Source organism: Pseudoalteromonas arctica A 37-1-2 (genome assembly GCF_000238395.3).
Taxonomy (GTDB): domain Bacteria; phylum Pseudomonadota; class Gammaproteobacteria; order Enterobacterales; family Alteromonadaceae; genus Pseudoalteromonas; species Pseudoalteromonas arctica.
Map to the genome: position 1 here is coordinate 621,473 of NZ_CP011026.1, position 14,575 is coordinate 636,047.

The window sequence follows — 14,575 nt, forward strand, 5'->3', positions numbered from 1 at the left end:
ATATCTTTTTACTTTCTTATTAGGTTTAACTGAGCCTCTTCAGTTTGGAACAAACTTACCCACCAGTGCACCTGATAATGCAGTCAACCAAGTTGAGTGTATTTCATTTGAAATGGGAGCCCCTTTTTAGCTACAAACCTTGCCATGGTTACGCGCACGTCGAGAAGTAAAGTTAGACCGCTTAGATGGTTATTTCACAACTCACTTAATGCCTGAAATGAAGGCCTATGGGCGCATATCATCCCCCATCTTTTTAGAAAGCTGGTACTGGTTTACTCATCCAGAGAGCATTAATAAACCAAAAAATAAAATGCGTTATGGTGCAGTAAGAGGGAGTTACCAGGCTAATTGGTTTAAAACTCAGAATATTATTGCTGAGGTAGAAGTAAATTCATTAGAAGAAATAGTAAATGTTATGCACCATAAGCGGATTGATAGAATTCTACTTGATTTAGACGATTTTGAATTAGCGGCCTCTAAGCTAGGCATTAATGAAGATGAGTATCAAAGAGAATTTTTTAGGTATGTACCTTTGGGATTATTTGCTTCGCATTCACTTATTAAACGCTTCCCTAAATTTATGCAGCAGTTTGATGAAAATATAAATACTTGCGCGCAGGCACCATTTTCACTATCAAAAAGTGAAGAAAAGCAAATACTTGATAGATTGTCCAGTAGTGCTAAAACCTTACTAAACTTACCTAGTTTAGTAGAACAAGTTCAAATAAGTAATGAGTCTCCCTTAAGTGAATCTGAAATTAAAAGACTAGACCAGCTATGGATAAAAGAAAGTAAACAAGTAAAGCACCCTGATGGATTAGCTATGCTTAATTTACCGTTATCTAAAGTATTTAAAAAATGGCAATCTCAATTCAAAGGTGTTGTTACTGAGCTAATATTGACTGATAACCAAGGAAAAAACATCGCTATTAGTAAGCTAACCAGTGACTACTGGCAAGGAGATGAAAATAAGTTTACTAAAACATTTAAACAGTCAAAATATTTTAACTTTGATAGCGTCACATATGATGCATCAACACATCATTTTCAAGTTCAGCTAAGTTTTCCTGTTTTAGATGATAATAATAGTCATATTGGAGTGTTGATTTTAGGTGTTGATGTAGAAAAAGCACTTCATTCGTCAAATGAAAAGAGTAATTAACTCATTACCTTTCACATAAGTTAGCTAAGCTTTAATGCTTTAGCTTAGCTAACTAGATGCTATGGAAGTGTTTTTTCTGAAATAGGTTTTTTTCTTATAACTTCTTTTTTGGCTTTATCAAGCTTTATAAAATAAGCATTACCGCCTATGCCTTTAAACTCTTCATCTGTAAATACAATCGTGTTGTCATCAAAAAAGGTGACTGCTTCTTTTTGAGTAACAATCCCTAGGTCTATTTTTGATACATCACCAGAGAAAAACTTATCACCTTCAAAGTTTTCAAATAACCAAAGACTTGTTGAATCAAGTAAGACTAATTTTTTACGATCGGGGCTGAGCGCCGCAGAGGTTATCCAGCATAGTTTTTCAAGCGTGGTACACGTTTTAAAAGAGTCAATTAGCTCAGCATCAAAATTTGCTGCATGATCGCCCACTTTATACACTTTAGTAATACCATCGAAAGGTTCTGTGCGGTTTTTAGTAAATAAATATAAATGACGACCTAGTGCTACAAATGCTTCTAAATCAAAATTTCGGTCATTAGGTTTTATCGGACTGCCATCCATTTCAGGGTAGGTAAACTTAATTATTTCGGCTTGGGTTGTGTCTGTTTTTATATCTATTGGGTTTTCTATTTTATAAATAGTAAGCCATCTACGATCGTTTTTGTTATTACCAAAATCCCCTAAAAAAAAGTGCCCAAATTTGTTTTGGGTCATGTCTTCCCAGTCTATGTTTTTAGCATTTTCAACCAAAATCTCTTTGGCGATAGAACCATCTTTGTTAAGGCGGTAAAGCTTGGGTTCGTTGCCTCCGTCGTTAATAGCCCATAGACGTTTTTGTTTATCAAATTCAATACCTGAGATTTCTTTTAATTTAGGATCAACTGAGATTTCTTTTTTACTATAAAGGGTATAGATTGAAGAACCAACAAGTGTGGCTATTATTAAAAAGATGATGGCTATAGTTATTAAAATGCTTTTTTTCAACATGAAAATTATGATATTTCAGAGTATTAAGATGCTGTGTATTATCGCTGATGAAAGTACAGAACAAAAGAATTTTATAAATTTAGGCAATACTTTTGGATTATTTAACTTTAAATTCGATTAAATAAATAATATGTGATGTACGCTTAGTTGGTTCAAATATTGCTCTGTACTACTGAGCTTTTTAAAAAAGATTGTTTATATACTAACCGCACTTTTTAGGTGCAGAAAAAATGAATTGTTGCACTGTAATAATGCGTAAATAAAGTTTTGGTTAACTTACAACGTGTTTAATGATTTTGAATGGAATCCACATCGCCTTTTTGTTTAGTTGTATGGCCTGTGGCAAAGATTAAGTACCCTTTTTGGTTTAGTTGGAGCCTGCTATGTTGAATAAACGTTTTTTTAAAACAAAAGATGAAGCTGAAGTAACCTTTGAATTTTCTCATCCAGAGGCAGAAGAAGTTTGCTTATTAGGCGAATTTAATGATTGGCAACCTGTGCCAATGAAGCTTAATAAAAAACAAGGTGTGTTTAAATTTAAACAACGCTTACCTATCGATCAACAATTTCACTTTCGTTATTTAATAAATGGAGACATTTGGGATAACGACCACCAAGCTGATGGTTATATTGGCAATACATTTGGCACAGAAAACAGCATAGTAAATACTCAACGCATTAATTAAGGCGATTCAATGGATGCTCTTTCGCAGTTGTTTTACCTGCATGGTATTGGCTTTGAATTCACTAAGTATACAGGTGAACAGGTGTTTTTTAGCGAAGACACGCGTAAACGTGCTTTGCAATGTTGCGGTGTTGATACAAATAACGAAGCCGAAATAACTCAACTAACTTATGATTTAGATGCATCGCTTTGGCTGGATTTAGTACCCAGTGTGAGTTTGGTTGACCAAAAAAAATGCGCTTTAAAGCTTCGTATAGACGAACGTCAGCAGTATTTAGCCGCCAACATTAATGTCCCTTCTCTTGGGATGAACATAGCGGTTGAGAACCTTTATCATTTGGCAGTTACAGGTGAATATTACTTACATGGCGTTCGCTATATTGAGCTGGCACTACCCATAGAAACTATGCCAATTGGCTATCATGACGCTAATGTTCAGGTAGGTGAGCAACACGCTATTACACAAATTTGGTGCGTGCCTGAGCAAGTCTATCAAGTTGAAGACACAAAGCGCACAGGGTTATCTATTCAGCTTTACACATTAAAAAATAAAGCGCATTTAGGTATTGGCGACTTTGACGATTTACTAACGCTTACAAAATTATGCAGCTCGCAAAATATGGATTACATATTACTTAATCCACTGCATTTGTTATTTGCTGATATGCCAGAGCGTGCAAGCCCTTATAGCCCTAGTAGTCGGGCTTTATTAAACCCTCTTTATATTTCTATAGTATTAAGCGAAGACGCACAAAATAACACAGTTCTGCATGACCTCATGCAACGAGGCGATGTAATTACACTTATAAAAAGTAATGATCAATTTATAGATTATGAAAATGTAAGCCGTATAAAGTATGCGTTATTTGAAGCGCTTTATAATCAGTTTGAATTAACGGCAAGTGATGAGCGTCGCCAAGCGTTTACTGATTTTTGTAATACTCATTCAACTACATTAAATACCCTCGAATCAGATAACCTAACATTTGCTTATTACCTGCAATGGCAAGCGCATATGCAACTGGCACTGTGTCAAAAAAGTTGCGCAGAGAGAGGCATGGCTATTGGCTTAATAAACGACTTAGCTGTTGGTTGTGCGGGTGATGGAGCTGAATTTAAAAATCAAAAACCACTGTTTAGCCAAGGTGCAAGTGTAGGTGCTCCACCTGATCCATGGGCTGAAGCTGGTCAAAATTGGGGCCTCCCAGCCCTCAATCCCCAAAGCCTTAGTAATAATCACTACCAATTTTACCGCTCGCTCATTCGCGCAAACATGCAAAACGTAGGTGGACTTCGAATTGACCACGTAATGGCTATTAGGCGCCTATGGTGGTGCTTTGAAAGCAATGGCGAACAAGATGGCTGTTATGTTTACTACCCGTTTGAGCACTTACTCGCCATTTTAAAAATTGAATCACATATTAATCAGAGTATTGTTATTGGAGAAGATTTAGGCGTTGTGCCGCCAGAGGTAAGGCTGGCTTTGGCATCTAGCGGTATTTTTTCTAACAGCTTGTTTTATTTTGAAAAACAACACAGTGGTGAGTTTTTATCGGTAGATGAGCTAGCAACACAGTGTTTGTTAATGATAGCCAATCATGATGTCCCTCCATTTACAGGTTGGTGGCAGCATGCTGATTTAAATATTAAGCAACAATACAAGCTTATTACTTGCAATGAATACGAGCAATTAAAGCAACAACGAATAGAAGAGCAACATAGGATACTACGATTTATTAATCGCCATACCAATACAACCGAGCTTTTATTACATAGTAATTCAGTCGAAGTATATAACGCACTAGCATTATGTTTGGCGGGTTCTCAATCGCGTTTATTTGCAATACAAATAGATGATTTAGATGAGCAGAAGTATCCGGTTAATATCCCCGGGACAGACAAAGAATATCCTAATTGGCGACGTGTATTAACGCATACCAGTGAAGAAATTTTTACCAAAAATGCCTCACTTTTAGCTGCTATCGATTCAATAAGGAAAGGTTAAATGAGCAGTACAACTAATGAAAATAGTTACGATGCACAGGTGCATGCATTAAATACAGGACGATTTAAAGACCCATTTAGCTTTTTAGGGGCACATAAAACGGATGCTGAGGTTGAAATTCGTTTTTACTTACCTTGTGCAATAAGTGTGAGTGTTACATTAAATAATAAAAGTATTAAGGCGCAACGCTACCAACAAAGTGACTTATTTATAGTCAAAGTTGATGCGCTGCCCACTGCGCCTTATCAATGCATTGCTCAGTACACAAATAGCAGCGTTACCTTTTATGATGAATACAGCTTTGAAAGCACACTTGATGCAGAGGCAATGTATTTATTTAACGAAGGCAGCCTTGAACATGCGTACTCGCATTTTGGTGCACATTTTAGCACTCAACAAAATGTAGAGGGTGTGCGCTTTTGTGTATGGGCGCCTAATGCGGCAAGTGTCTCTATTATTGGTGAGTTTAATTTTTGGCAAGCTAATCGCCACTTTATGCGTTTTCATCCTGCAAGTGGTGTATGGGAGTTATTCGTACCAGGCCTTAAAGCCGACATGTGCTACAAATTTGCAATTACCGCCCAAAGTGGAGAAGTACTCGAAAAAGCCGACCCCTATGCATTTAAAATGCAACAAGCACCGGGTACTGCAAGTGTACTGCAGTATAAACCAGAACCTATAACGCTCGGCGCTCAGGCACTTCAAAACAGACAAAAGCGTAATCATATTGATGCGCCAATTAGTATTTATGAAGTGCATTTAGGCTCATGGCAACGCGCTGAAAACAACCGCTATTTAAGTTACACAGAGCTTGCTGACAAACTCGTTAGCTACGCCCTTGAAATGAATTTTACCCATCTGCAACTTATGCCAATAAGTGAATACCCGTTTGATGGTTCGTGGGGGTATCAGCCTGTTGGTTTATTTGCACCTACCAGCCGTTTTGGCGATTACAACAGCTTTAAATACTTTGTAGAGCAATGTCACAAAGCTAATTTAGGTATTTTACTTGATTGGGTGCCTGGGCATTTTCCAAGCGATCCGCATGGTTTACATCGATTCGATGGCACCCATTTATATGAGCATGCCGATAAGCGTCAAGGCTTTCACCCTGATTGGAATACCTACATTTATAACTACGACCGTCCTGAAGTTAAAAGCTTTTTGATTTCAAATGCTATGTATTGGTTACATCAATTTGGTTTAGATGGTCTGCGTGTAGATGCCGTAGCCTCTATGTTGTATTTAGATTACAGCCGAAAAGAAGGCGAGTGGATTGCTAATTGTTATGGCGGGCGCGAAAACTTAGGTGCAATTGAGTGCCTAAAGCAAGTCAATATGCGCAGCTATAAAAACAACCCAGGCATTATGATGGTGGCTGAGGAGTCAACAGCGTGGCCGGGTGTCACCCAAAGTGTTGAGCACAACGGCTTAGGCTTTGGCTATAAGTGGAATATGGGTTGGATGAACGATAGTTTGCATTACATGCAGCACGACCCTTTATACCGTCAGCATCATCATCACGAAATGACTTTTTCGATGGTATACGCTTTTAGTGAAAACTATATATTGCCATTAAGCCACGATGAAGTAGTACACGGTAAAGGATCGTTAATTGAAAAAATGCCAGGCGATGATTGGCAGAAATTTGCAAATTTACGCGCTTACTACGCATTTATGTGGGCACACCCGGGTAAAAAACTCTTGTTTATGGGCGGTGAAATTGCACAGCGAAAAGAGTGGGGACACGATCATTCTATCGATTGGCATTTACTTGAGCACCAAAGCCACAGCGGTATAAAGCACACCGTAAAAGCGCTCAATACCGTTTATAAAAACCAACCCGCGTTGTATGAGCTAGATTCGAGCGCGGCTGGTTTTACCTGGATAGATAACAATAATAATCAGCAGAGCATTTTAAGCTTTGTTCGCTATGCTAAAAACGCAAAAGACTTTGTGGTTGTTATTGCTAATTTTACCCCCGCGTCCTATGAAAACTACGTTATTGGTGTACCGAGTAAAGGGCGTTATAAAGTTGTTTTAAATACAGACGATACTCAGTTTTTTGGCTCTGGCGTTGAAGTAACTAAAGATTCATCGCAGATAGTTCAGGCAATAAATGAATCAAATCATGGCTTTAAACACAGTATTTCAATTGCCATTGGTGGCTTAACAACTATTTACTTACAAAAGGTTGATGATGAGTAACCAATTTGATGTAGCCCCCGGTAATGTAGAACCGCTAGGTTCTAGTGTTATTAATAATGGGGTTAACTTCGCGCTTTATGCGCCAGGTGCAAGCCAAGCCTATGTGTGTTTGTTTGATAAAAGTGGCCATTCAGAAATCCTAAAAATGGCGATGAATATTAACGAAGGGGGTATTTGGAGTATTCATATTTCGCCATTAAGCGCCGGCGCACTTTATGGCTTTAGAGTTGAGGGTGAATATAACCCTAAAAATGGTCAACTATTTAACGAAAATAAACTACTGATAGACCCATACGCAAAAGACTTATTTGGTGAGTTTACATGGAGCGAACGCCATTATGGGCAAATGCCAATTGGCACTAAAAGCACCGTAAATAATGCCATTGATATACCTAAATCAAAAGTAGCTGCTCCTACGTTGTACGCGCATAAAAAGCCAAACCACCGTTGGTCAAACACGGTTATTTACGAGTGCCATGTGAAAGGTACAACGTGTCGTCATCCTAAAATACCTAAATCTCTACAAGGAAAGTTTTTAGGGTTAAGTCACCCAAGCTTTATTGAGCACTTACAAAGCTTTGGCGTTACAGCAGTTGAGCTTTTACCTGTTCATTCTTTTATTAGTGAGCAATTTTTAACAGGAAAAGGGCTGCAAAACTACTGGGGTTATAACACGCTTAACTTTTTTACCCCCCATAAAGACTATTTGGTAAACGACGATATAAACGAGTTTAAGCAAATGGTGCGCGAGCTTCATGCTGCAGACATAGAAGTTATTTTAGATGTTGTTTATAACCATACCGCAGAGGCGGGGGCCGATGGCCCAATATTATCGCTAAGAGGCTTTGATAACTTAGCGTATTACCGCACAGTAGGGGGTCAGCCTAATGTATATATAAACGATACCGGCTGTGGGAATACCATAAATATTGATCATCCTAAAACACTGCAACTTGTACTTGATAGCCTTCGTTATTGGGTTGAGGTAATGGGTGTTGATGGCTTTAGGTTTGATTTAGCGACCATTTTAGGACGCTCAAAAGCAGGCTTTAGCTCTGCACATACTTTTTTACAAACAGTAGCCCAAGACCCTGTGCTTAATAAGGTTAAGCTAATAAGTGAGCCTTGGGATATAGGTCCTGGTGGCTATCAGCTTGGGGCATTTCCGCCTCCATGGCGAGAATGGAACGATCAATACCGCGATGTAATTAGACGTTTTTGGCAAAGTGAAACGGGCATTATTGCAAGCGTTGCAAAACGTTTGCATGGATCGTTTGATATTTTTGAGCATAGCCAACGTGGACCACTTAATAGCATTAACTTTATAACGAGTCATGATGGTTTCACGCTTGCCGATTTAGTGAGTTATGAAGAAAAACATAACGAAGCTAATGGTGAGCAAAACAGAGATGGGCACAGTGCAAATCACTCGTTCAACTGTGGAGTAGAAGGCTTTACCAGTGACTCAAAAATAAATGCACTGCGTTTGCAACAACAAAAGAACTTTTTACTTACTTTAATACTCTCAAAAGGTGTACCCATGATTGCCGCTGGCAGCGAAATGGCGCACTCTCAAGGGGGGAATAACAATGCTTATTGCCAAAATAATCGCACTAGCTGGCTTGCCTGGAAAGATTCTCAACTTAATCATTCGCTAACACGATTTATTGATGATGCTTTAAAAATTAGACGCGCGCACAGTGCGTTCAAACACAGTGTATTTTTAGATGATATAGACGAGCGTTTTACCGTTAAGTGGTTTACTGAACAAGGTGAAACCATGACCGATGCTCATTGGCATGAAGATACCAGACAGTTTTTAATGTATAGCTTACTTGATAAGCAAAACAATCATGCATTATTGATGGTATTTAATGCCAGTAAAAAAACAGTTTTTTGCCAAATGCCGCCTTCGCCTATTAATGCGCCGTGGCAAATGGTTTTATCAAGTGTAAATAATGCATCTGTGAGTAGTAATGAAGATGCGATGGTTGAAATTTCAGCACAAAGTAGTTGGGTTTTTAGTGCTAATTTAGAGGATGTAAGTCATGGCTAAACAAAGTGAACAAGTGTGTGTAGTAAAGGGCTGGCAAGAAGGTCCTGTTATAGATGAAAGTACGCTTAAAGATGACTTGACACGGCATTTTTATTATACCCTAGGTCGCGATAAGGTCGGCGAATCAAGACTGTATTTATACCATGCTTTAGCGCTGACTATTCGCGACAGACTTGTTGCCCGCTGCAGAGAAACGAATCAACAAATTAAGCAAGAGAAACGCCGCAAAACGGCTTACCTTTCTCTTGAATTTTTAATGGGACGTGCGCTGGGTAATGCAATACTAAACCTAGATTTAGACGACCAAGTTGCTGCTGCATTACAAGAATACTGTACAACAGTAGAAACGCTTGAAGATGCCGAGCACGACGCAGGTTTAGGTAACGGTGGTTTAGGCCGCCTAGCTGCTTGCTTTTTAGATAGCTGTGCAAGTCTAGCGTTACCTGTTATTGGTTATGGCCTTCGTTACGAATACGGCATGTTTAACCAATCAATTAAAGATGGTAACCAAATTGAGCAACCAGATAACTGGCTGCGCGAAGGGCACCCATGGGAGCTAAGCGCGCCAGAGCATGCAAAACGTGTGAAATTTGGCGGCTACGTACAAAGTTACACAGATAAATTCGGCCGAGAGCATCGTCAATGGATGAGTTCACAAGATGTATTAGCTGTACCTTACGATGTACCTGTCCCAGGTTATAAAAACAATATTGTAAATACGCTACGCTTATGGAAATCAGAAGCGACAGATGAATTTAATTTGACCGAATTTAATGCAGGCAGTTACTCAGAAGCCGTCGCACAAAAAAACCTAGCTGAACAAATTACCATGGTGCTGTATCCAAACGACAGCAGCGAAAATGGTAAAGAGCTTAGATTGCGCCAACAATACTTTTTATCATCTGCGAGTATTCAAGACGTAGTTGATCAGTGGGTTTCCCAACATGGCGAGAACTTTAGCGACTTTGCTGATTTTCATGTTTTTCAGTTAAACGATACGCACCCAAGTATTGCTGTTGCAGAGCTGATGCGTATTTTAATTGATGATTACGAACTTGATTGGAACGATGCTTGGCAAATCACGACTAAAACAATGGCCTACACAAACCATACGCTACTTCCTGAAGCGCTTGAAAAGTGGTCTGTTTCGTTGTTTTCAAAACTATTACCACGCATTTTAGAAATAGTTTACGAGATAAACGCACGCTTTTTAGCACAAGTTGCACAGCAATGGCCGGGTGATGTTAATAAACAGCGTGCATTGTCGTTGATTGAAGAGGGCGATGAGCCGCAAATTCGTATGGCTTACTTAGCCATTGTAGGGAGTTACTCTGTAAATGGCGTAGCAGCACTGCATACCGAACTGTTAAAAGCGGGTTTATTTAAAGAGTTTTACGCGCTTTGGCCAGATAAGTTTAATAACAAAACAAATGGTGTTACACCAAGACGTTGGCTTGCGCATTGTAATCCCGTTTTAAGTAAATTAATCAGCGAAAAAATTGGTCATGACTGGGTTAAAAACTTTTCAACAATTAGCGACCTACGTCGTTTTTACGACGACAAAGCATTTCATGGGCAATGGCAAAATGCTAAACGCGAAAACAAACAGCGTTTAGTTGATTTAGTTAAGGCGCGCTGCGATGTTGATTTTGACGTATCGATGATGTTTGACGTACAAGTAAAACGTATCCACGAATACAAACGTCAGCTATTAAATATACTTCATGTGATTCATTTATATGACCGCATTCGCCGTGGTGATACCCAAGGGCTTGTTCCTCGCTGTGTGTTATTAGGGGGTAAAGCAGCACCGGGTTATTACATGGCTAAAAAAATTATTAAGCTTATTAATAACGTGGCAGAGGTTATAAATAAAGATCCGTTAGCAGCCCCGTATTTACGCGTCGCCTTTTTACCTAATTACAACGTAACCGCTATGGAAGTGATTTGTCCTGCAACCGATTTGTCAGAGCAAGTATCTACCGCAGGCAAAGAAGCGTCTGGTACTGGCAACATGAAGTTTATGATGAATGGTGCATTGACGATCGGCACGCTGGATGGTGCAAACATTGAAATTAGAGACGCCGTTGGTGCAGATAACTTCTTTTTGTTTGGGGCACAAGCTCATCAAATTGACGATATTAAATCGCGCTATAATCCTGAGCATTTAATCGTGCAAAATAGCGATTTAAATAATGTAATGCAACTACTCGAAAGCGGCCACTTTAACTTGTTTGAACCATGCTTATTTGACGATATAACAAATGCAATTAAAAGCCCGAACGATCCATGGCTTGTTGCGCACGATTTTGAAAGTTACGTAGCAGCTCAAAAAGAAGTTGATAAAGCTTACGCAGATCAAACCTACTGGACACAAATGAGTATTTTAAATACGGCAGCCAGTGGAATGTTTTCAAGTGATAGAACCATAAGCCAATACAGTGAAGATATTTGGCATTTAGAACCCCTCAATATTAGTGAAACAGACTTAACGACAACTAAAAGCCATGCCACTAACAGCCTAGACTAAATGGAGAGAGTATTATGCCCAATTATGCAAATCGCTACATAAGTAGCCTAACCAGAGAAACTTACGCGTTAATACTGGCAGGGGGTCGCGGTTCTCGCCTGCATGAGCTAACCGATTGGCGAGCAAAGCCAGCAGTTTACTTTGGTGGTAAACATCGAATTATCGATTTTCCACTATCAAACTGTATTAACTCGGGTGTGAGACGTGTTGGTATTGCTACACAATATAAATCACATTCATTAATACGTCATGTAAACCGCGCGTGGGGGCACTTTAAAAAAGAGCTAGGAGAGTCGGTTGAAATACTACCTGCATCTCAGCGCCAAGGTGATGATTGGTATTGTGGAACCGCAGATGCTGTTTTTCAAAACATAGATATTATTCGTCACGAGCTTCCTAAATATGTGATGATTTTGTCTGGAGATCATGTGTACCGTATGGACTATGGTGCTTTATTGGCTGAACATGTGCAAAAGGGCGCAGATATGACGGTATGTTGTATTGAAGTGCCCGTAGAGGAAGCCGCAGATACGTTTGGTGTAATGACCGTTGATGAAGAAAACAGAGTGTGTCGTTTTGATGAAAAACCAGCAATGCCGAGCTCTGTACCCGGCAAGCCAGGTACATGTTTAGCATCAATGGGAAACTACATTTTTAATACTGAATTTTTGTTTGAGCAACTTAAAAAAGATTCTGAGAATGAAGGTTCTGGCCGAGATTTTGGTCACGATATTATTCCAGCGATTATAGAAGAGCATAATGTATTTGCGTTCCCATTTAGAGATCCAAATCAAGAAGGGCAACCTTATTGGCGTGATGTAGGTACCCTAGATTCGTTCTGGGAGGCTAATATGGAATTGGTAATGCCTGAGCCACAACTTGATTTATACGACCCAACGTGGCCAATATGGACATATCAAGAGCAACTACCACCTGCTAAGTTTATTTTTGATGACGAAGATAGGCGCGGTATGGCATTAGACTCAACTGTGTCGGGTGGGTGTATTATTTCGGGCTCTGCGGTTAGAAAGTCACTCTTGTTTTCTAATGTCCACGTTCGCTCATTTTGTACCATTGAGCAGTCGGTAATTTTACCCGGTGCGGTTATAAATCGAGGTTGTAAAATTAAGCGTGCGATTATAGATAGGAGCTGTGAAATACCAGCAGGTCTCGAAATCGGTTTTGACAAAAAAACAGATGAAGAAAACGGCTTTAGAGTATCTAAGAAAGGCATCGTTCTTGTTACTCGTGATATGCTCACTGAGCTTGCAAAAAAGTTAGAGCGCCAAGCGCGTGAGAATAAAAAGCTAGCGTAAAACACGTTAAATATTAAGCACGACAACAAAGCTTGCTCATTTATGAGCAAGCCCACACAGGTTAAAGGAAGTAGTAAATTAATGCATGTATTAATGGTTGCAGCAGAAAATGACGCGTTACCAGGCGCAAAAGTAGGCGGTGTGGCAGATGTAGTACGCGATGCCCCAAGGGCGCTCGCAAAGCAAGGTATAACGGTTGACGTTGTTATTCCTGACTACGGGTTTGAGCCGCTTGAGCGTATTTATATAGGTGAAGTAACCGTTGCATTTAATGCTCAACCCCATGTATTAACAGTTTTTCAAGTACAACAAGCCCAAAATAACGTAAGCCAAATTGTTATTAGCCACCCGCTATTTAGTGAATCAGGCAGTGTATATTGTAATGATGCACCGGGGAGGCCTTTTGCAACTGATGCGACTAAATTTGCTTTATTTAATGCAGCTGTCTGCGAAGCATTATTACAAGGTATATTAAAGCGCCCTACAGCGCTACATTTACATGATTGGCACAGCGCCTGCGTTGCAGTTTTACTTAAGTTTGAGCCACGTTATAGCTCACTTAATACCTTACCCATTGCCTACACAGTGCATAATATTGCACTGCAAGGTATAAGACCTTTTAAACACGACGACTCAAGCTTAGAGGCATGGTTTCCGTCACTTAGTTATAATGGCCAGCAACTATGCGACCCGCGTTACCCTCATTGCTTTAATCCTATGCGCAGTGCAATAAATCTTTGCGATAAAATACATGTTGTATCACCAACCTACAGCCAAGAGGTTCTTGAACCTAGTAATTACGAGCATGGTTTTTTTGGTGGCGAAGGGCTTGAGCAAGATCTGCAAAATGCAGCAAGCCAAGGTAAGCTTGTCGGTATTTTAAATGGCTGCGAATATCCAAGCAATGCACTTGAAGGAGCAACTCTCGCTGATTTTTATAGCCAAGCAGAGAACACTTTATTTACTTGGATGGTATATAGCGAGCAGTTACAAAGCGGCTACTATATTGCCCACCAACGACTACAGCAATTTAAAGCAACGGTTAATAATGGCCCATTAATCACAAGCGTTGGCCGACTTACAGAGCAAAAAGTGTTGTTATTGTGCCAGCAGGTTAATGAGGCTTTAGCTATTGATAAAGTGTGCCAAGTCATTAATGAATATAACGGCAGACTTATTATTCTAGGCTCGGGTGATAAAGAGCTCGAAAGCATATTTACCAAAGCAATGGCGCGTAATTCTAATCTTTTATTTTTGAAGGGCTATGGTCAAGGTGTTGGCGATTTAATGTATCAACTAGGTGACTTATTTTTAATGCCAAGTTCGTTTGAACCTTGTGGTATTAGCCAAATGTTAGCAATGCGTGCGGGGCAACCGTGTTTAGTTCACAGTGTTGGCGGATTAAAAGATACAGTTAAACACCACGAAAATGGTTTTAGCTTTAATGGAGATACGTTAGCAACGCAAACGAGTAATTTAATTAGCTGTTTAGACGAAACTCTCTTAATTAAAAAGCAAAATCCTAAAAAGTGGCATAAAATTAAGCACAGCGCAGAGCAAATGCGTTTTTCGTGGCCACAAGTGGCAACTGATTATATAACAACCTTATACCGGTAAATCG

9 protein-coding genes are annotated in these 14,575 nt (G+C 39.5%); 8 read left to right on the top strand and 1 reads right to left on the bottom strand.

The genetic code is table 11. The features are described 5' to 3' along the window. Positions 1-139 precede the first annotated feature (139 nt). Positions 140-1,162 (top strand): cache domain-containing protein, encoded by a 1,023-nt coding sequence (locus PARC_RS20315; protein ID WP_010553004.1) that lies wholly within the window; start codon positions 140-142, stop codon positions 1,160-1,162. A 59-nt stretch (positions 1,163-1,221) separates the two neighbouring features. Here the strand turns inward: PARC_RS20315 and PARC_RS20320 are convergent, their stop codons facing one another. After that, positions 1,222-2,154 (bottom strand): hypothetical protein, encoded by a 933-nt coding sequence (locus tag PARC_RS20320; protein ID WP_010553003.1) that lies wholly within the window; start codon positions 2,152-2,154, stop codon positions 1,222-1,224. Positions 2,155-2,537: 383 nt separating this feature from the next. Between PARC_RS20320 and PARC_RS20325 the strand changes: the two genes are divergently transcribed. From PARC_RS20325 to PARC_RS20355, 7 genes are all read left to right on the top strand, one after another. Next, positions 2,538-2,840: an isoamylase early set domain-containing protein gene (locus tag PARC_RS20325; protein ID WP_007580752.1), complete on the top strand. Its 303-nt coding sequence runs from the start codon at positions 2,538-2,540 to the stop codon at positions 2,838-2,840. Positions 2,841-2,849: 9 nt separating this feature from the next. Beyond that, positions 2,850-4,844, top strand: coding sequence for a 4-alpha-glucanotransferase (gene malQ, locus PARC_RS20330; protein WP_010553002.1), 1,995 nt, complete (start codon positions 2,850-2,852; stop codon positions 4,842-4,844). Next, positions 4,845-7,052 (top strand): 1,4-alpha-glucan branching protein GlgB, encoded by a 2,208-nt coding sequence (glgB, locus tag PARC_RS20335; RefSeq protein ID WP_010553001.1) that lies wholly within the window; start codon positions 4,845-4,847, stop codon positions 7,050-7,052. Next, entirely contained in the window at positions 7,045-9,108 is a 2,064-nt protein-coding gene (glgX, locus tag PARC_RS20340; RefSeq protein WP_010553000.1) for a glycogen debranching protein GlgX, read from the top strand. The genes glgB and glgX overlap by 8 nt, the downstream gene beginning before the upstream one ends. Continuing rightward, positions 9,101-11,638 (top strand): glycogen/starch/alpha-glucan phosphorylase, encoded by a 2,538-nt coding sequence (locus PARC_RS20345; RefSeq protein WP_010552999.1) that lies wholly within the window; start codon positions 9,101-9,103, stop codon positions 11,636-11,638. The genes glgX and PARC_RS20345 overlap by 8 nt, the downstream gene beginning before the upstream one ends. Positions 11,639-11,652: 14 nt before the next feature. Then, complete coding sequence (glgC, locus tag PARC_RS20350) at positions 11,653-12,954, top strand: glucose-1-phosphate adenylyltransferase (RefSeq protein WP_002958601.1); 1,302 nt, start codon at positions 11,653-11,655, stop codon at positions 12,952-12,954. Positions 12,955-13,035: 81 nt separating this feature from the next. After that, on the top strand, positions 13,036-14,571 hold the full coding sequence (locus PARC_RS20355; RefSeq protein WP_010552998.1) for a glycogen synthase: 1,536 nt from the start codon (positions 13,036-13,038) through the stop codon (positions 14,569-14,571). Positions 14,572-14,575 lie beyond the last annotated feature (4 nt).

What these genes read in the sequence shown, in the direction of transcription:
- malQ (WP_010553002.1), top strand. Translation starts at nt 2,850, where the DNA reads ATGGATGCTCTTTCGCAGTTGTTTTACCTGCATGGTATTGGCTTTGAA.
- PARC_RS20320 (WP_010553003.1), bottom strand. Translation starts at nt 2,154, where the DNA reads ATGTTGAAAAAAAGCATTTTAATAACTATAGCCATCATCTTTTTAATA.
- PARC_RS20325 (WP_007580752.1), top strand. Translation starts at nt 2,538, where the DNA reads ATGTTGAATAAACGTTTTTTTAAAACAAAAGATGAAGCTGAAGTAACC.
- glgX (WP_010553000.1), top strand. Translation starts at nt 7,045, where the DNA reads ATGAGTAACCAATTTGATGTAGCCCCCGGTAATGTAGAACCGCTAGGT.
- glgB (WP_010553001.1), top strand. Translation starts at nt 4,845, where the DNA reads ATGAGCAGTACAACTAATGAAAATAGTTACGATGCACAGGTGCATGCA.
- PARC_RS20345 (WP_010552999.1), top strand. Translation starts at nt 9,101, where the DNA reads ATGGCTAAACAAAGTGAACAAGTGTGTGTAGTAAAGGGCTGGCAAGAA.
- glgC (WP_002958601.1), top strand. Translation starts at nt 11,653, where the DNA reads ATGCCCAATTATGCAAATCGCTACATAAGTAGCCTAACCAGAGAAACT.
- PARC_RS20355 (WP_010552998.1), top strand. Translation starts at nt 13,036, where the DNA reads ATGCATGTATTAATGGTTGCAGCAGAAAATGACGCGTTACCAGGCGCA.